The sequence below is a fragment of the Microcoleus sp. AS-A8 genome (assembly GCA_039962225.1).
Lineage (GTDB): Bacteria > Cyanobacteriota > Cyanobacteriia > Cyanobacteriales > Coleofasciculaceae > Allocoleopsis.
In genome coordinates, this window is record JAMPKV010000009.1 from 171543 (window position 1) to 191253 (window position 19711).

General features: G+C 44.6%; 19 protein-coding genes and 1 pseudogene. 9 read left to right on the forward strand and 11 right to left on the reverse strand.

Features of this window, described 5'->3' with window-relative positions; all coding sequences use genetic code 11:
- Positions 1 to 66 precede the first annotated feature (66 nt).
- The 4 genes from NDI48_16250 to NDI48_16265 all read right to left on the reverse strand — a co-directional run bounded on the left by NDI48_16250 (position 67) and on the right by NDI48_16265 (position 3122).
- Entirely contained in the window at positions 67 to 567 is a 501-nt protein-coding gene (locus NDI48_16250) for a hypothetical protein (protein ID MEP0832727.1), read from the reverse strand.
- A 571-nt stretch (positions 568 to 1138) separates the two neighbouring features.
- Positions 1139 to 1492 carry a hypothetical protein gene (locus tag NDI48_16255; GenBank protein MEP0832728.1) on the reverse strand — a complete coding sequence of 118 codons (354 nt, stop codon included), beginning with the start codon at positions 1490 to 1492 and terminating at the stop codon, positions 1139 to 1141.
- 263 nt (positions 1493 to 1755) lie between these two features.
- Entirely contained in the window at positions 1756 to 2673 is a 918-nt protein-coding gene (locus NDI48_16260; GenBank protein MEP0832729.1) for a histone deacetylase, read from the reverse strand.
- Between the two features lie 149 nt (positions 2674 to 2822).
- Positions 2823 to 3122 (reverse strand): hypothetical protein, encoded by a 300-nt coding sequence (locus NDI48_16265; protein ID MEP0832730.1) that lies wholly within the window; start codon positions 3120 to 3122, stop codon positions 2823 to 2825.
- Between the two features lie 127 nt (positions 3123 to 3249).
- On the opposite strand from NDI48_16265, the gene NDI48_16270 reads away from it, so the two are divergent.
- Positions 3250 to 3411, forward strand: coding sequence for a hypothetical protein (locus NDI48_16270; GenBank protein MEP0832731.1), 162 nt, complete (start codon positions 3250 to 3252; stop codon positions 3409 to 3411).
- Between the two features lie 111 nt (positions 3412 to 3522).
- Here NDI48_16270 and NDI48_16275 read toward each other — a convergent pair whose 3' ends face one another.
- Positions 3523 to 4356 carry a DUF2382 domain-containing protein gene (locus tag NDI48_16275; protein MEP0832732.1) on the reverse strand — a complete coding sequence of 278 codons (834 nt, stop codon included), beginning with the start codon at positions 4354 to 4356 and terminating at the stop codon, positions 3523 to 3525.
- 186 nt (positions 4357 to 4542) lie between these two features.
- Positions 4543 to 5016 (reverse strand): TspO/MBR family protein, encoded by a 474-nt coding sequence (locus tag NDI48_16280; protein ID MEP0832733.1) that lies wholly within the window; start codon positions 5014 to 5016, stop codon positions 4543 to 4545.
- Between the two features lie 376 nt (positions 5017 to 5392).
- On the opposite strand from NDI48_16280, the gene NDI48_16285 reads away from it, so the two are divergent.
- Positions 5393 to 6424 carry an SMP-30/gluconolactonase/LRE family protein gene (locus NDI48_16285; protein ID MEP0832734.1) on the forward strand — a complete coding sequence of 344 codons (1032 nt, stop codon included), beginning with the start codon at positions 5393 to 5395 and terminating at the stop codon, positions 6422 to 6424.
- Between the two features lie 156 nt (positions 6425 to 6580).
- Here NDI48_16285 and NDI48_16290 read toward each other — a convergent pair whose 3' ends face one another.
- From NDI48_16290 to NDI48_16300, 3 genes and pseudogenes are all read right to left on the reverse strand, one after another.
- Entirely contained in the window at positions 6581 to 7978 is a 1398-nt protein-coding gene (locus NDI48_16290) for an adenylate/guanylate cyclase domain-containing protein (GenBank protein ID MEP0832735.1), read from the reverse strand.
- Positions 7979 to 8193: 215 nt separating this feature from the next.
- Positions 8194 to 8604 (reverse strand): annotated as a pseudogene (locus NDI48_16295) (UvrB/UvrC motif-containing protein).
- Entirely contained in the window at positions 8531 to 8710 is a 180-nt protein-coding gene (locus NDI48_16300) for a hypothetical protein (protein ID MEP0832736.1), read from the reverse strand. Before NDI48_16300 ends, NDI48_16295 begins: the two are co-directional and overlap by 74 nt.
- Before the next feature lie 67 nt (positions 8711 to 8777).
- Here NDI48_16300 and NDI48_16305 point away from each other — a divergent pair, with 67 nt between their 5' ends.
- Genes NDI48_16305 through NDI48_16315 form a run of 3 tightly spaced genes read left to right on the forward strand, consistent with a single transcriptional unit; the run spans position 8778 to position 13024 of the window.
- Positions 8778 to 10958 carry a dynamin family protein gene (locus tag NDI48_16305; protein ID MEP0832737.1) on the forward strand — a complete coding sequence of 727 codons (2181 nt, stop codon included), beginning with the start codon at positions 8778 to 8780 and terminating at the stop codon, positions 10956 to 10958.
- A 17-nt stretch (positions 10959 to 10975) separates the two neighbouring features.
- Positions 10976 to 11947, forward strand: coding sequence for a hypothetical protein (locus NDI48_16310; GenBank protein MEP0832738.1), 972 nt, complete (start codon positions 10976 to 10978; stop codon positions 11945 to 11947).
- Between the two features lie 9 nt (positions 11948 to 11956).
- Complete coding sequence (locus NDI48_16315) at positions 11957 to 13024, forward strand: hypothetical protein (GenBank protein MEP0832739.1); 1068 nt, start codon at positions 11957 to 11959, stop codon at positions 13022 to 13024.
- Between the two features lie 67 nt (positions 13025 to 13091).
- Here NDI48_16315 and NDI48_16320 read toward each other — a convergent pair whose 3' ends face one another.
- Both NDI48_16320 and uvrB read right to left on the reverse strand, forming a co-directional pair.
- Complete coding sequence (locus NDI48_16320; protein MEP0832740.1) at positions 13092 to 13661, reverse strand: Uma2 family endonuclease; 570 nt, start codon at positions 13659 to 13661, stop codon at positions 13092 to 13094.
- 48 nt (positions 13662 to 13709) lie between these two features.
- Positions 13710 to 15707: an excinuclease ABC subunit UvrB gene (gene uvrB, locus NDI48_16325; protein ID MEP0832741.1), complete on the reverse strand. Its 1998-nt coding sequence runs from the start codon at positions 15705 to 15707 to the stop codon at positions 13710 to 13712.
- A 261-nt stretch (positions 15708 to 15968) separates the two neighbouring features.
- On the opposite strand from uvrB, the gene NDI48_16330 reads away from it, so the two are divergent.
- The 4 genes from NDI48_16330 to NDI48_16345 all read left to right on the forward strand — a co-directional run bounded on the left by NDI48_16330 (position 15969) and on the right by NDI48_16345 (position 19585).
- Positions 15969 to 16520 (forward strand): type IV pilin-like G/H family protein, encoded by a 552-nt coding sequence (locus tag NDI48_16330; GenBank protein ID MEP0832742.1) that lies wholly within the window; start codon positions 15969 to 15971, stop codon positions 16518 to 16520.
- A gap of 442 nt (positions 16521 to 16962) precedes the next feature.
- Complete coding sequence (locus NDI48_16335) at positions 16963 to 17262, forward strand: hypothetical protein (protein MEP0832743.1); 300 nt, start codon at positions 16963 to 16965, stop codon at positions 17260 to 17262.
- Between the two features lie 428 nt (positions 17263 to 17690).
- The gene (locus NDI48_16340; protein ID MEP0832744.1) at positions 17691 to 17873 is read left to right on the forward strand and encodes a CsbD family protein; all 183 of its coding nucleotides are present in this window, start codon (positions 17691 to 17693) and stop codon (positions 17871 to 17873) included.
- A 368-nt stretch (positions 17874 to 18241) separates the two neighbouring features.
- Positions 18242 to 19585 (forward strand): D-alanyl-D-alanine carboxypeptidase, encoded by a 1344-nt coding sequence (locus NDI48_16345; GenBank protein ID MEP0832745.1) that lies wholly within the window; start codon positions 18242 to 18244, stop codon positions 19583 to 19585.
- The last annotated feature ends 126 nt before the right edge of the window (positions 19586 to 19711 follow it).

The window sequence follows — 19711 nt, forward strand, 5'->3', positions numbered from 1 at the left end:
ACTAAGACAAATGATCTCAATCACCAGTCCCCAATTCCTAATTCCCTATCTCTCGTCCAACTTTCATCAGTTCGGGAGCTTGCAGTGTACCCGCTCAGCTTCGCGGGTTACCGTCAGCAATCTTTCAGACAGCAGAGATTGGCGTACTATACCTATTGTTTTAGGCAAAACTCCTACCAACCGAGCGAGGACTTCATCAGGCAATTCGTCAATGAGTTGGGGGTCAAAGTACTGATAAAGCATAATCAACAGTCTTTTCGCTCGCTGCAATGGTACCCAAGTCTCCATTGCTTTATGAGTAAAAAGAATCCATTGTTGACGCAGTGCATAGGCTTTCTTGCGTTCAATCCGAGTTTCGGGATAGACGATAGAAACTTTGCCGATAGGAATGACTCGATTACATTTAAGGTCAAACACACTACCAACAGCAGCACCTGGCCCCGCCAGTTCTGAATGGTGAGGATTGCAAATAATCAGAGCATTGCCAGGAGTACCCTTGACTCTGAGTAGTTGACCAGTCCGCAACTGACTCAAGATTTTAGTCGGTTGAGTTATTGGCCTATACACAAGAGATTGTCCTTCCATAAAAAAGCGCAGAACCAATCAGATAATTTCTATTGTTGTTTATCTATCTGCAATGGATATTGCAGAGCCTTTGCAACTTTTGAATGATGTTATTTAGGTTGCCTATAAGGTATGATTTCCAGGATTTATGACGCGATGAATCACAGGTCTAAACTTGAGACCATCGGTACCTAAATGAGTTACAAAGTTTTTGCTATCCCTAGACTGCCACTAATTAGCAATAGAAAAACTGAGTATCATTCCCAATAACTTCACCGATTTTTATGAGTGTATTACTTGAGCTAGCTTTCAAGGTTACACAAGCCCAGCTCATGATTCCGGAGATTTTTAAGTTTTAGTTTAAAAAATCGATAAAGAAACCTGTAAAAAATTGATGAAGAGACTGTGAAACAAGCTCAAAGCAAGAAAGGTGCAAAAGCCTCTCGCGATACGGCTAAAGCACCTAAATTAGGTTTAAAATCAAATATTTTTACCGAGTCACTCATTGAAGCTAAGGGATGAGTGACTCTACAACATAGGACGCGATCGCTTCCTAACTCCTCAAAATTTTTACTCAGGCTACTGTTATCATCTTTGCCTTTACAAGCAGTTGGCCATTGGCATCAACACTCATGTCTTTTCCTGGCACATATCCCTTACGAATCAACTGCTGATACACGGCGACTGAAGTAATTTTTTGGATTGCTTGCAACACAGCCGCCGGAAGGAGATTTTCTATCGACCAGAGAATCGCCTCTTCATCAAACCAGAGCAACCGCTCGAAACTGACAAGCACTAGCCCGGCTACTTCTTCAAGCGTCATCTGATTGCTCAGATGGGCGATCAGATCTGTCCCAATCAGTGTGTTACGGGTCATCATCGCCCTCGCCATCTTACCGATTTCTTGATCTAACTTTAAGGGGTTCATACTTGGCTGGTGTGTTTTCTGCCTAAGGTGTGCCTGTCTACGGTCTCTGCACAAGACTCGTCGTTTTGCCAAGTATACCTAAAGATAGATGAAAGTATATCTTAGGAAGGATGAACTTTTGGTTTAAAGGCACCAATCGAGTGTTTCATGGGGCAGGCAGGATGCCTACCCCGCCGGAAAAATTATTGATGCTGGGTTGGGCGTCCCGCCTATCGCAGCCTAGGGTGCAAGCTCTCAGTTGAAGGTGTTATTTAGGTAAGCACTCAAGTCAAGCAACTTTCAATCGTTGCCACCACTGACTGAGCAAGGGCGGTAAGATGATAACCCCCTTCTAAACCAAAAAGAATGCGACGAGTCAGTTGCAGACAGGAGTGAGTAAACAGTCCAAAATCTTGTGGATTGAGAGCAATTCCTGCCAAGGGATCATCCGCAGTGGCATCATAACCGGCACTGATAATCAGTAAATCTGGCTGAAAATCTCGGAAAAACGGCAGGATTTTCTGCTCAAACATGGGTTGGTAATTCGCGACTTTGCTGCCCGGTGGCATGGGCAGATTGAGGACATTCTTATATAACCCTCGCTCACTTGCTTGACCTGTACCGGGATAACAGGGATGCTGATGCAGCGAACAGTAGGCAATTTGGGCATCGCTCTCCACGATATCTTGTGTACCGTTACCGTGATGAACATCCCAATCCAGAATGCCAACGCGATGGATACCCGGTTGTTTTAAGGCATAGTAAGCGGCGATCGCAGCATTAGAAAATAAGCAAAATCCCATTCCCCTCTCTCGCTCCGCATGGTGTCCGGGTGGACGTGCTAGGACAAAGGCTGGATTTTCTGTAGCGAGAACCCGATCCACCCCATCTAACCAAGCGCTGACGGCTAGCAGGGCGACATCGTAACTACGAGGGGAAATGGCTGTATCTGCATCCAGCATTCCACCGCCACTAGTGGCAATTTCCCGAACCAGTTCAATGTAGACTGGGGTATGAATTTGTTGCAAGAGCGGCATCACTGGACGTGTTTCCACGGGTGTCGGTAGCTGCCACTCAAGTTTGTCAGCCCAAGGCGCGGCTTTGAGCGCGTTCACAATAGCGGTTAGACGTTCTGGTCGTTCTGGATGAAACCGACCATTGTCATGATTGAGAAATTCATCTGAGTAAATAACTGGCAGCATAGTTCGAGCTAGGGAGGCACTTAAGGAATCGAGATTTGTATAGGGACTAATTCATGGTCATTGGATGCCTGGACGGAGCGAAGCCTTTGGGTGATCATTCGTCCTCAAGGAGAGAGTGATTGCAAACTTGTAATTGTTCTAGCTCAACCTTACTCTGGTGGTCGAAACTCTGAAGGCGTTAGCTGAATATTAGGTATTCCAGAGCGGGGCAGACCATCCCTTGCACAATCAGGACTCATCGCTGGCACACGAGACTGAGCGATACGAACCAATCGGTTACGGTAAGCGCGTAACGGCTTACGATATTGAGGCTCAGACACAACCGCCATTCGATCCACCACACGAATGGCTCTCCACCATTCCTGACGACAGACGGCCTTAACGAGTTGGGAATTTAACGTTTCTGCTGCCACCGCAGGAGTAGAAATGAGCAGAGCCGATAAAGACACAATGAATAATTTATACCTCAACATACCAATAACCAACCAATCAAAATTGGTAGTTTATCAGTTTCTATCAGGTTTGTTGACTCAAGAGCTTGATCAGTTACCCTGAAGCCTTACGGGGTTTAAGGCCATGGCATTTTCAGGATTTGACTTTAACCGATACCTTAGTGTCGCCGTGCCTCTAGTGCAAAAAGGCAGAAGGCAGGAGGCAGAAGGCAGAAGCAACATTGCTTGTACAGTAAGCCTTATTGCCTTTGTCAACTGGATAGTTATTTCCGCCGCGCTGCACTAGTGCAACCAACAAGCCCAAAAGGGTAGGGACACAGCATTGCCATGTCCCTACCCAGCTCAGTTAGTTACGATACTGATTCAACAAAGATGCTCAAAGGCTCGTATCAATAACCTAGCGATTTTTATCAATCACTGGCTTGCCTTCAACATCAACATCTAATTCTTCGCGACGCAACTGTTCTGTTGCATCTACCGTGTCGCGAACCACTTCTTTTTTGATGCTAACTTCTTCACGGACAAAGGCTTTTTTCTGAATATCTGCTGTCTCTTCATAGACTTCCATCCGAGCCGCTTCCCCTTCCCGGAAATCAGCTTCACCCGGTGCAACTTCTCTAGCTGTGCTAGGAGCGTTGCGCTCAATAATCACACGCTCTTTTTCGACGGGTACTGAAACCGTGGCTGTTTCCGATTCAACCCGCTTGCCAATCGCTACTTCACCCGTCTTATGACGATCTTTGTGAGTAATCAGGCGTTCTTCATACAGCTTGAGATTTTGGTGAGCTTGCTCATTGGTGTCGTAAAGCTCCCGATCGTGCTCGTAGCTATAGCTGTCGCGGCTGTGGGTAGGTGTCGTAGCCGCTGTATTGGCTGGCCGATAAACGTTTCTGACTCGTTCTTCGTAATCGTAATCAACGGTCATGTGGTCGTTATACTCAGGCAAGTGTTCTACTTGCTCTCTAGTCATATGTGTGGCATAAACCCGGTGCCGCTCATAATCAATCCGCGAACGACCAATAGGTAGTAATACCTTTTTACCAAAAATCCAGAATCCCGTATCAACCACGAAATACCGAAAACGACCCGAATCGCTATCTAGAATGGCATCATAAACGCCACCAATTTTTTCGTTACTTTCGGAATAAACATCATAGCCTTTGATGTCATCGCCACCGAAAATGTCTTGTTTATAGTTCGGATAATAATCCGTAATTTTTACAAGTGCCATAACTTTATTTTTCTATCTGCACTTGCCACGTTAATACAGGAATGAGCTAGATTTTCTCTTGCTTAAGGTAGAGATATGCAAGTTATTTAGCTTCATGCTCGAACACTTTCTCTTGCCAGTGCTTTATGGGCTTTTCCTTCACCAAACTTTACTTAAACTTCATATAAACTCAGGAAAATTGAAGTTCTATGCAGCATCGGGATTAAGGTCAATCATCCTCCGGGTTGTATAACTTCCAATCGGACTCCAAATTAGGTAAGGCAGTAGTAAAAGAGCAGCCTGTCCAGAAATAGGCGAAACAACCAGCGTCAGCAGAACTCCTAAAATTACACCAACCCACCCTAGAAGTGTGCCAACTCCGAGGCTCCGCCGTCTCAAGGTAGCAGGAATGTAAGCGACTGTGATTACTTCGACTAGCAAGTAAAATCCCATGAGTAACCAAGTTCTAAGACTCCCTGGCTCTTTTTCCCACACGAGAACCGCTGACCCGGCTCCACAAGCAAAAATGACAGTCCAGATGAATGGGATAGCCGGCTCAAAGAATAGCCACTTCGGTCGAGAAAGGTGTTGAGACCAAGAGATATCCTTTGGTCTAATCAAACTACTACCTAGAGCAACTATTAATGTTACACCATCAATTATCATCCAAGGTTTTAGCATTTTTCCCCCAAGACTTGAGCTATATCATTAGTGTTTATAATCTGAGTCAAATCCGATATATAAATTGTGTCTGGTTAAGGTATCGCTTTAATCAGTCTTTGGTCTGAAAGAAATCTCAAAAACTGAGGCTTTGATTTGAGTGCTGTATTTTGTGTTCGCCGTTACACGCTAACTGAAAATTAACGGCTTATTTTTCAGTTAATCAGTGCCGATGCCCAACTTTTTGAGAACGCCGTTAGCCCCTCAATGGCTACTCGCAATTACACGTTCAAGCGGTAGTATCTTCCTTTGTTGAAGCAATTCGGAGCAGTACGGATTGAAGATTCAATCATTATAAAGTTGTGATAACTTTATTATTGAGTTCAGTGCCGCTAGCATGAAAAACCTAATCTTGAGAGTTACTCAATACAGCCTTTTATTTACGGTTTTAACCACTGCGCCCAGCAACGGTGTTACTCAAGGAAGAAATGATTTAGGGTTTCGATGCTCGAAGTCTCAAACGAACTCCCGCCTAACTTCACCACAATCGAGGAATATGAGCAATAAAAATACTCTACAAGCGATTCTTGATGACAACGCCCAAGTCAAAAAAGTGGCGGGAGACTTCCAGTTTACGGAGGGGCCGCTGTGGCATCCCAAAGGCTTCTTACTCTTTAGTGATATTCCTGCCAACACCCTTTATCAATGGACAGCCAATGAAAAACTAGAGATATTTCGTCGCCCTTCTGGAAATGCCAATGGTAATACTCTAGATCGAGAGGGACGTTTACTCACGGCTGAGCATGGTAATCGTCGTGTATCCCGTACTGAAAAAGACGGCACTATTGTTACGCTGGCAAGTCAGTTCGAGGGAAAGCGACTCAACAGTCCCAATGATTTGGTGGTCAAATCAGATGGAAGCATCTACTTCACCGACCCCCCCTATGGCATTAAATCTGAGCAGGAGGAACTGGGCTTCTATGGTGTGTATCGATTGTCATCGGATGGAAAACTGACTTTGTTAGTGAAAGACTTCGTGCGTCCCAATGGCATTGCTTTTTCACCGGATGAGAAAAAACTATATGTGAATGATTCCGAAAAAGGTCACATTCGTGTCTTCGATGTGAAATCGAACGGTACATTGGAAAACGGGCAACTGTTTGCAGAATTGAAAGACCCCAGTAAAAATGGTGTTCCAGATGGAATGAAGGTAGACCAAGAGGGGAATGTTTACAGTACTGGGCCTGGGGGCATATGGATTTTCTCACCGTCAGGCAATCTATTAGGCATTCTTGAAGTGCCAGAGGTGGCTGCTAACCTGACCTGGGGCGATGAGGACTACAAAACGCTCTACATTACCGCAAGTAATAGCCTTTACCGTATCCGCCTCAAAATCCCCGGTGTGCGAACGGGCTTGCATGGGGAGTAACGTTTGACAATATAGCGGTTCTCGATTGGGTGGAGTACATCTAACTTCTGCCCTTTGCCCTCTGCTTGAAAACCGTCAGCCTTGTACTTCATCTAAATGCAAACCGCTATACCCGACTATCAATTCCCTCGTACAGTGTAGGCGTAATCGGCTCACTCAGATTAGGATATTCACGACGGGAATTAGCGCCTCTATATCAATTCTTGCCGTGTACACGATCTGTCTTCCTTGAATACCCTTCAAATCTTCATAATGTTTTTGAATTCCCGATACTCCATTAGCCCTTAATGCGGCTAAGAAAGATTTATCATTATAAACCTCATCAGAGAACGAGATTTCGTAGCTTCTTGAGACGTTTTGAATGCGTGCTGCTTTATTGACGACTGAGCCAAAATAATCGAGACGATTATTGAGAGTAACCAGCACGGCAGAGCCGCAATGAATTCCAAATTTAACCTGAATTTGTTCAAACTCCGGGCGATTAGAGTTGTAATTGCGAAACTCTAACCAAGCATCTGTCGCTGCTTTTATGGCTTGTTCATTGGTTAAAAAAGAACCCATTACCGCATCGCCAATGGTTTTGACTACAGTTCCCCCATGCCGTTCAATTGCCTGAAATAAAATTTCAAAATGGTCGCGCACGATATTATAAGCTTTGGCATCTCCTAGGGTTTCATACATCCGAGTAGAACCCGTAATATCGGTAAACATAATAGTAACAGAACGAACTTTCATTCGTTCGCGATCTGATAAAAATTGCTCACCAAATATGCGTTTGTAAGCGGAGAAATGAATAATTTGAAGACCGCTAAGACGGGGAGGAAGTTGATCTAAGCTCAGCTCATCTGGTAAGCCTTCAACATGCATAATCAGGCCGGATAGCGAGTGACCAATATTGGTGAGTTCAATTCTGGTTTTACCAGGACGGACAGTTAGCTGGGTCTTATCAAAGTGCTTGCCTTCCAATTGCTTGATGCAAATTTCTTGGAGTTCCTCCGTCTCTTCGCCGTCTACCACCAAAATTCCTTTGGCCAAGGTGAGAGGACAGCAGTAGCGATATCTCCCTTTTTCCAAGATGACGATAGCAGAGTCAGTTTCATTGAGCGGAGTAACCAGTTGAAATTTAGCTTTTAATATAGGCGGGGGAGCGCAGATAGGAGAAAGTTTTGGGTCTTCAATTTCTTTATTGAGGGAGAACGTCACTTCAACGCGCTCCAAAAAATCAACCTCAAAGCTACGTTCACACATCTGGCAAAACGAGAGTGCTGAGGCATTTTTTAAGTCATTAAATTCAGCAGTAATCATATTGCAATGAGGGCAGTGAACGTCCCAGTGCAAATCAAATACCCCTGCCTTGACGCCATATAAAAATTCAGAGGTAATTTCTTCCACATGGCAAGCGGAATTAGCGGCGATATAATGAGGATTTATTCTAAGTCTTTGGAGAAGACTTGAATTAAATAACCAGTTTTTTATGGCCTCAATTGCCACTAGACTTGCACTAGTTCTCTTTTTTAAATTTTCGATTTTTTGTATTAAAATCTCACTCTTCATTGGAACTTTACTTTATAACTTGGTGCTATCAAATTCCTCCTATCTGTTTTGTAGCCCGTAGCGGACATTGCCGCTCGGAAAACTTGGAACTTATAGCGCGAGTTAGATGTCCATGAGTTTTATAAACTAATGTAACAATCCGTGAGCCAGTAATAAATCAGCAATTTGGAGCATTCCCCTAGACTGACTCCGAGTTTTGTTCAACCGCCCGACGCTTAATGCCCCAACAATTTATCTCGTAAATGCTTAATCCGATCGCGATATTTTGCCGCCTCCTCAAACTCCAACTTTTTCGCCGCTTCCTTCATCTGCGCTTCCAACTGAGTAATTAACTGCGGAATCTCCTCTAAAGACAAATCATCCGACTGCTGATAAACCTCTTCCAATTGTTGAGCATTCAACCGCCGCGACACTTCCAAAAACGCCAAAATTGAATTACCTGCTTTTTTCACAATCGGCTGAGGTGTAATCCTATGCATCCGGTTGTAAGCTAACTGAATTCCGCGACGGCGTTCCGTTTCATCAATCGCTTTAATCATGCTATCGGTGAGATTATCCGCATACATAATCGCTTGCCCCCGCACATGACGCGCCGCACGTCCGAGTGTGTGAAGGCGCGATCGCTCCCCAGGTTAGATAAGCCGCTTTCCCCGTTGTAGTTGGGATGAGGACAACCGTAAATTCACCTAACTTCGTCTCGAAGACAGTTCTTGTTTTAGGTAAATTCCACATTCCCCTGGTGAGTGTTACTGATCTACCGTCAAGTAGGTTTCGCAACACGGCTTAAAAACGCGGCTACATGAATATAAATAGGACTGCGAGAATTGCCAGCATTATTGAGAAGCGTCGTCCCTTGGCACAGAAAATCGAAGGAGTTGAGGCAAATCTGAAATCTCTTGTTTCAGCACTGCGTAATCTTGAGGATAACCGCAATCAACTGCTGACACGGGTTGATGAGCCAAATGTTAAGGGACAGTTGAAGGAAATCGATTTTTCGACGATTCAGTTGATTGAGGAAGAGTCCAAGAAGCTTAAAACTCTGAGGAAACGCCTCTCACGTCCTACCCTCAATATTGGTGTGGTGGGACGAATGGGACAAGGAAAAAGTACTCTGCTAAAAAGCCTGAGTGGGCTGACTGATAATGAGATTCCCGCTTATGAAGGGGGAGCCTGCACAGCCGTCCGCAGCACGATTGAAAATAAAAATGAGGCGACTAAAGCTGAGGTCACACTCCATTCAGAGCAGTCATTTTTAGAAGAGGTAATTTGGCTCTACTACGACAAACTAGGCTTTACTAACAAGCCAACTAGCCTAGATGATTTTGCTAATAAGCCATTTCCTGATCAGCTGCCTAGTGGTGCTACTAATGAAGAAACGTATAAGCGCCTATGCGAAGATTATCACTACAACTTAGAAAGGTATCGAGAGTTGCTCACTCCTGGGACAGTAAAGACACTCCAGATTAGGAACGAGGAAATCCCAGACTATGTGATTCAAAAACGGGACAAAGACCATCGTCTCACTACTTTCAAACATTTAGCAGTACGAGAGGTCAAGATATTTTGTCCTTTCAAAAATTCTGATTCAGGAAAGATTGCGCTGGTTGATGTACCAGGCTTAGGCGACACCAAGCTAGGCGATGAAGAGTTAATGCTACAAACTCTAGGACAGGAGGTAGATGTTGTCCTTTTCATCCGCAGACCCGATCCGCAACGCTATCAATGGCAGGCAGTGGATACACAGCTTTATGATACGGCTGCCAAAGCCTTAAATAACTTGGCAGGCAGGTCTTTTATGGTTCTCAATCATAGCGTTAGAACTGATAACCTCAAAGCCTGTGAAGCATTACAGAGCAGTATTGACACTATTAAGGTTGTTCGGTGTGAGGTTGCTGATTGTTCTAATCCTAACGATGCCAACAGAGTTTTTGATTTAGTTCTTGATTATCTAGCTAACAATATTGAGTCTCTGGATAAAGACTATGCAAAATCCTGTCAGGAGAGTCTGAGTCACATTGAGGCAAAAGTTAAGACTGAGCTAGACAAGGCACGAAATAGCTTAGGTAAAGAAGTACAACAAAATAAGGATGCTCAACTTTTTGTCCCTCGATTCAATCAACTTTGGAAAAATCTCAGGAACGGTCTTCAGGAACTACTTCAGGAACTCAGAAAGCAGCGTGATGATGTAGATACTAACTTCAAGGCAGAGGTAGACGAGGCTATCCAAAATTGTCGAGAGGATACGGGCATTCCATCAATTGAGAAGATTGAAATTCAGGCTAGGAGTACAGGCGGCTATCCCAATGCTTACTATCAGTATCTTCCAGAGGTTCGCGCCCACCTATCACATAAATTTTTGTCTCTAGATGAAGGTTTAAAACTTTCACTAGAGCAGGTGAAATCTCAGGTAGCAGAGGTACTCATCAATCAAGGGCGCTTGGGGGGATTGACAAAGGCGCGAGGGTCTGAATTGATTAGGGGAATGGCAAAGCTATTACCTGAGCAACTAATACCAGGAGAACCAAGCAAACTGAAATTTGGATTTCAACTGCTTGCTGAATTTGAGCTTTCTTATCGGGGATTTATTCAGCATCGAATTCGGCAGCATTTGGATGGTCTTACTCCTAATGAGCCAGCAACTCTTCAGCTATCTACATCTCCCTCTGCTCAACAAGTTTTTCTCAATCTTAAGACAGCTCATGCAGAAGCCGTTTATCAGTGTGAGAATGCTCTAGAAAATTTGCTTTCTGAACCTAGTCAAGCCGCCTTTGCAATTGTCGAAGAATTTCTTGATCGCATACTACGTGCAGAAGATGTCGAGAGTGAGTGGCGCATCTTTCTCGATGATGTGCGCTCAGAGGTGTGGCCCGATGAATTCAAACAGCTAAATGAGCGAACTCGGATGCGACGAGAGTGGTTAGACGCAGTAGAGCGTGCAGCACAAATCAATAAATCAAACTCAATGCATTCTTTGAATTAATAAATTAAGGAGAATCAATGTCACAAGAAATTAAAATTGCCATGCTTGGAGCAAGAGGCGTTGGCAAAACTAGTTTTTTAACTGCCATGTATGAGCAATTTGAGAGTACGATTGGTCAAACCAATTTACAACTTACACCTGACTTGAAAAGTTCGGCAATTTTACAGGAGCGTTTAGGAGAACTAAAAAGTCTTACAGATGATTTTGAAGCTACAGGAGGAATTTTAGGTACCTCTGATATTCGCTCATTCATTTTTGATTTGGGAAAGAAGGGGGAGAAGCCATCTTTACGCTTACACTTTCAAGATTTTCCGGGTGGTTACCTCAATAGTCAAGCAACCTCTGAAAACAGAAACTTTGTCAGAAATTTGCTGACTAAATCTGCCGCAGTTCTCATTGCCGTCGATGCACCTGCACTTATGGAAGCAGGTGGCAAGTGGCATGACAAAATCAATAGACCGCAGCAAATTGCTCACCTTTTTCAATCAGTGTATCAAGATCTGAAGTCACCACGACTGGTTATCTTGGCTCCTGTCAGGTGCGAAAAATACATGCAAGATGCAACTTCTGCCAATGCTTTACTGAAGCGTATTAAGGAGAAATATGCTAACTTACTAAACCTTTTCAGCTCAGAAGCTCTGCTGCCTTGGGTAGTCAGCATAGTTACGCCGATTCAAACTGTTGGTACGGTGGTCTTTTCTCATATTGAGGTGGCTAATGGAACGCCTCACTTTTACTTCCGTAAGACGAGTCACGATGCTGAATATAGCCCTTGCGATAGCGAACAGCCTCTGCGATATCTGTTACGATTCGCGTTGAAACTCCAGATTGAGTCTAGAAATTGGAGCTGGGGTCTATTCAGTCCTATCCGCATTTGGTTGGGTTGGGATAACCATATCAAGGAAGCAGCTCGTCAGTCTGCCAATGGATGCAAATCCACTTGGGGGTTCACAGTACTCCAAGGGGAAAAATGGCTAAGTGTTGGATAGGAGTTAGCAATGAAAATTTACGTCCAAAGTTGTGGTGTTGCTCAAGAACATGATTACTGTTGGCTCAATGAAAGCCAAAACATTGTAGAAGAACCTGGCTTCGTCAAACAAGCCAAAAACTTAATTCAAAGTGAAGCACATTCAGTTGTTATGGCACGGAATAGCGATCAATTACTATTGCTAGTAACTGGTCTTAAAGCAAGTGGGCGAAAAGATTATCGGGGTCGTCCAATAAGAAACTCACTAGTCTGCATAGGTCAAGCCTGGGTAGATCAACCAACTGATGAACAAACTGATGAACCTACTTTGCGAGCAATTGCTGCTCGTGCGTTACTAGGTACTTTGGAAAAAGACATAGATGATGCAGTGAAGTCAGGTGGTGAGAAAGGTTTTGAGGTTTCGTTTGAGAAGCTTAAAACCTTAACTGAAGCTGTAAAAAAAACCGCTAAAATTGAGTGCATAGCTCCGAATGAAGAGACCAATGAAGATAGGCAGAAAAAGAAAATAGGACGCACTTCAGACAAGCTTAAACAAGAACTCGCTAGTGACCTTGAAAAATACTGCTTACCAAGGCAAAAAACCGAAAATAAAACAGATAATCAGCAAGTTATGCCACTGGTTGTCGTGACGGGAATTCAGGACGAGGAAACGCTCCAAAACAAAAAAGTATGGCGGGGATTGTCAAGTCTAGTTGATTCAAATTCACAATCTTGGAAAGAGATAAAATCTTATCAAAATCCAGCTCAAAATGGTGGCAACCAAGGAATAGCACCAAGATTGGTAATAGTCATAATTATCATTTCTTTGTCTTTTAATATTGGGCTATTATCTCAGCAGGTAGGAGCACGGGATAGAATACGAAATTTAGAAAACCAAGTGCAGAATCTACAGGCTCAAAAACTGGCTTTAGAAAATCATGTACAGCCACTCAAAACTCAAGTACATGATTTAGAAACTAAACTTCAGAAACAACGTAATCAAAGGGCTGATTTAAAAACGGTTGTCAAAAATTTACAGACTCAAAATGGCAACCTTGAAAATCAAGTAAAAGCTCTAGAAAATCAGATTAGCCGTTAAGCTCAATGGATTAATGCTGTGTTAGCGATCGCATCTTCCCAATATCCTCATGAGGTGCGATCGCATTTCACCACACCTTGCCCAAATCCAACACAAACCCAGGCAAAACACCCTCTCCCGATAACGTTGCCGGAGACTGCAAAACCTCTACATCCTGCCCCAGACGATAAATTTCCACTTGCTTCGTCGTGGAATCAATCAACCAACCTAAGCGAACCCCATTATCGATGTACTCCTGCATCTTTTGTTGTAACTTCTTCAACGAATCACTACTAGAACGCAACTCCACTACAAAATCAGGAGATAGAGGAGAAAACTCCTCCTTTTGCTGAGTTTCACTCAACGCTTCCCACCGCTCATTACTCACCCAACTCGCATCAGGCGACCTAATAGCACTATTAGGTAAAGTAAATCCGGTAGAGGAGTCAAAGCCAAAACCTAAACCCGTCCGTTCAATCCAAGCACCGAGTTGGGCGATAATTCCAAAGTTTTGCTTACCTGTCCACGGGAAAGTGGGGGGCATAATAATGACTTCTCCTGTCGCCGTAAGTTCTAGCTGCAAGTCTTGATTCGCTTTGCACAATTCAAGAAAACCTTCTGCGCTCAAACGAGGAATAGTCAAGGTGATGGCATTCATCGGCTCTACCCTAATACCTGAGTTTGTGACCTTAATGATAAAAGCAGCTTAATGACCCACAAGTTTATCTCTTAAATGCTTAATCCGATCGCGGTATTTCGCCGCCTCTTCAAACTCCAAATTCTTGGCTGCATCCTTCATCTGCGCTTCCAACTGAGTAATTAACTGCGGAATCTCCTCTAAAGACAAATCATCCGCCTGTTCATAAACCTCTTCCAATTGTTGAGCATTCAACCGCCGCGACACAGCTAAAAACGCCAAAATCGAATTACTGGCTCTGGAAACAATCGGCTGCGGTGTAATCCCATGCATCTTGTTATATGCAAGCTGAATTCCTCGACGCCGTTCCGTTTCATCGATCGCTTTAATCATGCTATCGGTGAGGTTATCCGCATACATAATCGCTTGCCCCCGCACATGACGCGCCGCACGTCCAATCGTTTGAATTAGCGATCGCGCTGCCCTTAAAAACCCTTCCTTATCCGCATCCAAAATCGCCACCAGAGACACCTCTGGCAAATCCAACCCCTCCCGCAACAAGTTAACCCCAATCAACACATCAAACTCCCCTTCCCGCAACGCTTGCAAGATTTCAATCCGCTCAATTGATTGAATTTCTGAGTGCAAATAACGCACCTGAATTCCTCGTTCTTGCAAGTATTCCGTTAAATCCTCCGCCATGCGCTTGGTGAGGGTGGTTACCAACGTCCGTTCTTTCCGCTTCACCCGTTCCTTAATCTCACCCAAGAGGTCATCAATTTGCCCCTCTGTCGGACGCACAAAGATTTCTGGATCAATCACACCCGTCGGGCGAATTACCTGTTCCACAACTCGATTCTCCGACTGTTCAATCTCCCAGTCTCCCGGTGTTGCTGAAACAAAAATACATTGATTGACTTTCGTCCAAAATTCCTCTGCCTTCAAGGGACGATTATCAGCCGCACTCGGCAAGCGAAAACCATGCTCAATGAGTACTTTTTTCCTAGCTTGGTCGCCGTTGTACATCCCCCGAATTTGCGGTACCGTAGCGTGAGATTCATCCACAACTAACAGCCAATCGTTGGGGAAGTAATCAATCAAACACTCCGGGGGTTCCCCAGCTTGGCGTCCCGCTAAGTGACGAGAATAGTTTTCCACGCCGTTGCAGTAACCAACTTCCCGCAACAGTTCCAAATCGTAACGAGTACGCTGTTCTAATCGCTGGGCTTCCAGTAACTTTCCCGCATCCTGCAATTGCACCAAACGCTCCCGAATTTCTGCCTCAATCGCGTCACAGGCGTCCTCTAGCTTGTCATCTGGGGTAACAAAGTGACGTGCAGGGTAGATATTCAAGGCGTTCAGACTGGTGATAATCTCGCCGGTAACTGGGTCAATGTAGCGAATCGCGTCAATTTCATCGCCAAAGAATTCTACACGAATAATTCGGTCTTCGTAGGCTGGGCCAATTTCCACGACATCGCCCTTCACCCGGAAGCGTCCCCGTCCCATCTCTAAATCATTGCGCGAATACTGTACTGAGGCTAAGTCTCGCAATAACTGGCGTTGGTCAATTACCTTCCCGACTCCTATGGGAATCGCGGCCTTCAGGTATTCTGAGGGAATGCCCAAGCCATAGATGCAGCTAATTGAGGCTACCACAATTACATCCCGACGTTCAAACAGCGATCGCGTTGCCGAGTGCCTGAGCATATCAATTTCATCATTAATCGCTGCACTCTTCTCTATATAAGTGTCGGTGACAGGGATATAAGCTTCGGGCTGGTAGTAGTCGTAGTAAGAAACAAAGTACTCAACGGCATTACGGGGAAAAAACTCCCGCAACTCATTACATAACTGTGCCGCCAGGGTTTTGTTGTGGGCGAGAACGAGAGTCGGTTTGCCGATTTTCTCAATCACAGCCGCTACGGAGAAGGTTTTACCGGTTCCCGTTGCGCCAAGTAGGGTTTGGAAGCGATGATTCCCTTGAAGGTAGGAGGTGAGTTGTGCGATCGCGTGGGGCTGATCGCCAGTCGGTTGAAAGGGGGCTTGGAGTTGAAAATGCGACATAGAAGTGAAGATGGTTGCTGCCTCTATCTCCTATGCTAAGTAACTTCGACTTCATTGCGTGAATCGTGCCGAAATCCTCCTAAAATCTAAAGCTCAAGAAGATACCCCAAATTCTGGAAAATCGTATTGGCATCTTGAAGTTTTTCCTAAACAGCCCTTAAGTCTAAAAACCACACGAACCAAGATTCGTTAGGCTCTAAGCTTTGGCTAACTCTAACAACAACATTACTGTAAGAAAAACCCTCTTTATAGGCCTCCCTCATGACAGAATTTTCAGACTTTGAAACCCCACCTGGGCAAGCCGAATCAAAAAAATCATTCCCCACCATACTTTGGATTATTGGAGGCTTAGGTTGTGGCTGTTTTGGTCTCATCATCCTGGGAATTATTGCTGCGATCGCTTTGCCCAGTCTTCTCACCCAAGCCCATAAAGCTAGACAAGCAGAAGCCAGAAATAACGTTAATTCAATGGTTAGAGGGCAGCAAGCTTTTCATATCGAGAAAGGAACTTTTAGCAAATCGATTGAAGAGTTAGGGGTTGGTATTCGACCAGAAACGGAGAGTTATCGCTATCAGATTGTGCCTCAGGCGGGTAACAAGAGTGTGATGATTACAGCTCAAGCGAAGCAGGTAATGTTGAAGAGCTACACGGGCGCTGTTTTTACGACTAAAAAAGGTCAGGATGTGGCTACTGTCTCAGGAGTTTGTGAAACTGATACTCCCTCTACAACTCCTCCAGCCATGCCAAAGTTCACTGCCAATCAATCCAGCCCGTTTGAATGTCCCCCTGGTTCTCAACTCCTTAATAGGTGAGGGCAAGTGGTGTTTTAAGGATTTGTAGATGAAAATTTGTAGGGGCGGGTTGAGGAATCGTTTCGGTTATCCGACCGGAAAATTCCTTTTAAAACCCGCCCTTACCCCATCGTTCGTGATGGAGAAACTGCACCTTAATGCCCGGAGAGAGTATGGATACATGGCTTAGTCAGATTACCAGACTAGCCAATCGTACCCATGAAATCGCCTATGCATCTTACCCATCAGTCGGGTGTAAACCATAGATTATATCAATGATAATGGCAGATTGGCATCGGACTTGACAAATATTTATAAAATTATATAAATTTATCCATCTTCCTTAAGATAGTTATCCGTTTATAATATTTCTAAAAATGACAGTAGGAGCAGCAAGTCAGCACCGAAAGCGGGTGATTCTCCTACTCAGGGACAAACTCACTTAGAAATTTACAGGTATTTGATGATGAGCAATAGCACGGCTACCCCAGAAGAAACGGTTAAGAGTTCTGTGTCTCCCCTCCCTGGGAATCGTCCCATTGACTCTGCTAATATTCAGGTTCTTGGCTCAATTTCTTCGGTGGAAGACCGCCCCATTGTTGCCAGCAACATTACAGTATTGGATACCATCTCTATCTCTGGGGAACGCCCAATCGCGGCAAGCTTGTTTAAATTTAGTGAAGCCCAAATGATTATGATGAATCGCCCCATTGCCTCAAATTACATAGATGGTGAACATGACCTGATGGGGTATCTTGATTAAACTGACTAAACTCTAATCAATACTCAGAGCGTGACGGTTTCCACCTTGACTTTGCTGGCTTTAAGATGGTTTTTTGGCTAATCGGTAAGCTAAAAAGGAAACAAGGGGATTTCAGTCACGCTTATTTATTGAATACATTAGTCATCATTTGTTAGTTAACAAACTATCGTAATAGAACTTATTTGTCATCTGTATTTAGGAATACTAATGAATAGTGATTAATCGCTAAGGCTGGAGAATATAGTGAGTTTGGCAACAATTGGCTAAAACTATGCTTTAGGTACAAACTGGATACCAGGCTAATACCTCTGTAGACTGACGAATATGTAAATATTTTTAGATAACTTGGATACACATAGAAGAAAGTTGTGAATTATTTTCCAATTCTCTTCAAAATAAACTTTTGAAAAAAAGAGGAAAACAAAATTATGAGTACAGAAGATAGAGCAAAAGCCACTGCCAAAAACATTGAAGGCAAAGCTCAAGAAGCTTTGGGTAATGTAACGGGCGATCCTGAAGATAGAGCAGAAGGGAAAGCCAAGCAAACTCAAGCTGAAGGTAGTCATGCCGTAGAAGATGTTAAGGACAAAATCAAGAAGGCGATTGACTAAGCCATTCAAAATCTCGAATCACAAGCTTGAGCATGACAATCTTCTTGGCGGATGATGGCATAACCATTAAATGCACAGTCGCTGAGTAAAATGACAAGCGAATAAACTGAGGGTCTAGATAGCATAAAAGTTATCTAGGCTTTCTTGTTATTTCTATCTACTAATCAGATTGAACTGTACTCATCGATTTGGCGATATGTCGAAACTCAAGCCTACCGATCCACGCTTCTGGTTAGAGTTGCACTGGATTGTGAGATAGGGCGTGCAACTGACAAGCCAGGGACAGCTATAGACTGATGGGGAAGGTACCAGGAACTTGTAAACTTTACCTCAGGTCAAAAGCCAGATGGTATTCTTCCTACAACGCCATGCCACAATCCGTTCGCTTGACTGCTGCACTATCAATCGCTCTACTCACGCTTCTTGCTGGATGTTCTCTGCAATCGAATTCTCCGCGATCATCAGCCAACAGCGCCGAGAGTGCCACAGAATCAGAAAATCCAGTAGCGGCTGCGAAAAAGCCAGCGATCCCATCCTTGGCATCTCCCGATAATCCCGATCCAGCGATTCAACAGCAAGTTGAGCAATACTTCAATGGATTCGCGGCGAAGGGATTTGCCAAGCAAAGCCAAGGCATGTGGATACAAGCGGGTAATACTCTTTTAGCCAATCACCAAGGTACTGTTCCTCTGCCTGCCGCTTCCATCACCAAGGTGGCAACGTCTCTAGCCGCACTGCAAACCTTTAGCCCCGACCATCAGTTTATTACCCAGATTGGCGCAACAGGGCCGATTGAGAACGGGGTATTAAAAGGGGACTTAGTGATTCAGGGAGGGGAAGACCCGTTTTTTGTTTGGGAAGAAGCGATCGCGCTGGGTAATCTCTTAAATCAGAAGGGCATCAAGCAGGTGACGGGCAATCTAGTCATCACAGGTAAATTTTATATGAACTTTGAGCCTAGCCCCCTCAAATCCGGTAATCTGCTCAAACAAGCGTTAAATGCTCTAACTTGGCCTCCTGCTGCCCAAACTCAGTATCAGACATTGCCCCCAGGCACCCCTAAACCCCAAGTTGCGATCGCGGGTTCTGTCAAAGTATCCCCCTCAACTCCCAACAACGTCAAACCTGTGATCCGCCACTCGTCCTTCCCCCTCGCTGAACTGCTCAAAAAGATGAATCAGTACAGCAACAACAAAATGGCAGAGATGATTGCCAATTCTGCCGGGGGTGCCAAAATCGTAGCCTTCAAAGCCGCGCAAGCAGCTGGGGTGCCGCAATCCGAAGTGATTTTAGTCAACGGTTCTGGGTTAAGTCCACTCAACCGGATTTCTCCTCGCGCCGCCTGTGCCATGTTTCTCGCCCTTGAGCGCTATCTACAACCGCACAACCTGACAGTTGGCGATTTGTTCGCCATTGTGGGGCAAGATGAAGGCATCTTAAATCAACGCAAACTTCCCCCATTGTTAGTGGTGAAATCAGGCAGTTTAAATAGCGTTAGCGCCTTAGCAGGAGCATTACCCACTCAGCAACAGGGCACCGTTTGGTTTGCAACCATGAATGGCGGAAATGACTTGGAAGGATTCCGGGTTCGGCAAGAGATGCTGTTACAAGGCTTGGTTCAACAATGGGGTGCGGTGCAATCATTACCAGAGGAGTTAGCCCCAAATCCTGAGAGGAACAGCAAAACTTCTCGGAGTGAAATTGTGAATTAGTCTTTAAAGTTGCGATTGCCCCAAAGGGGCAGCGCGGAGCGATCGTAAGTTCGCCACACACATCCAACAAAAAACCCAGAGCTTGTGAAGGCGCTGGGCGAAGTCATCAGGGTGCATCTACTTATT

Bases quoted from the DNA above. Each gene is read 5' to 3' on its own strand.
- NDI48_16335 (MEP0832743.1), top strand. From the start codon at position 16,963: ATGATGAGCAATAGCACGGCTACCCCAGAAGAAACGGTTAAGAGTTCT.
- NDI48_16260 (MEP0832729.1), bottom strand. From the start codon at position 2,673: ATGCTGCCAGTTATTTACTCAGATGAATTTCTCAATCATGACAATGGT.
- NDI48_16345 (MEP0832745.1), top strand. From the start codon at position 18,242: ATGCCACAATCCGTTCGCTTGACTGCTGCACTATCAATCGCTCTACTC.
- uvrB (MEP0832741.1), bottom strand. From the start codon at position 15,707: ATGTCGCATTTTCAACTCCAAGCCCCCTTTCAACCGACTGGCGATCAG.
- NDI48_16285 (MEP0832734.1), top strand. From the start codon at position 5,393: ATGAAAAACCTAATCTTGAGAGTTACTCAATACAGCCTTTTATTTACG.
- NDI48_16320 (MEP0832740.1), bottom strand. From the start codon at position 13,661: ATGAATGCCATCACCTTGACTATTCCTCGTTTGAGCGCAGAAGGTTTT.
- NDI48_16340 (MEP0832744.1), top strand. From the start codon at position 17,691: ATGAGTACAGAAGATAGAGCAAAAGCCACTGCCAAAAACATTGAAGGC.
- NDI48_16290 (MEP0832735.1), bottom strand. From the start codon at position 7,978: ATGAAGAGTGAGATTTTAATACAAAAAATCGAAAATTTAAAAAAGAGA.
- NDI48_16255 (MEP0832728.1), bottom strand. From the start codon at position 1,492: ATGAACCCCTTAAAGTTAGATCAAGAAATCGGTAAGATGGCGAGGGCG.
- NDI48_16330 (MEP0832742.1), top strand. From the start codon at position 15,969: ATGACAGAATTTTCAGACTTTGAAACCCCACCTGGGCAAGCCGAATCA.
- NDI48_16305 (MEP0832737.1), top strand. From the start codon at position 8,778: ATGAATATAAATAGGACTGCGAGAATTGCCAGCATTATTGAGAAGCGT.
- NDI48_16310 (MEP0832738.1), top strand. From the start codon at position 10,976: ATGTCACAAGAAATTAAAATTGCCATGCTTGGAGCAAGAGGCGTTGGC.
- NDI48_16270 (MEP0832731.1), top strand. From the start codon at position 3,250: ATGGCATTTTCAGGATTTGACTTTAACCGATACCTTAGTGTCGCCGTG.
- NDI48_16275 (MEP0832732.1), bottom strand. From the start codon at position 4,356: ATGGCACTTGTAAAAATTACGGATTATTATCCGAACTATAAACAAGAC.
- NDI48_16280 (MEP0832733.1), bottom strand. From the start codon at position 5,016: ATGCTAAAACCTTGGATGATAATTGATGGTGTAACATTAATAGTTGCT.
- NDI48_16300 (MEP0832736.1), bottom strand. From the start codon at position 8,710: ATGTGGAATTTACCTAAAACAAGAACTGTCTTCGAGACGAAGTTAGGT.
- NDI48_16315 (MEP0832739.1), top strand. From the start codon at position 11,957: ATGAAAATTTACGTCCAAAGTTGTGGTGTTGCTCAAGAACATGATTAC.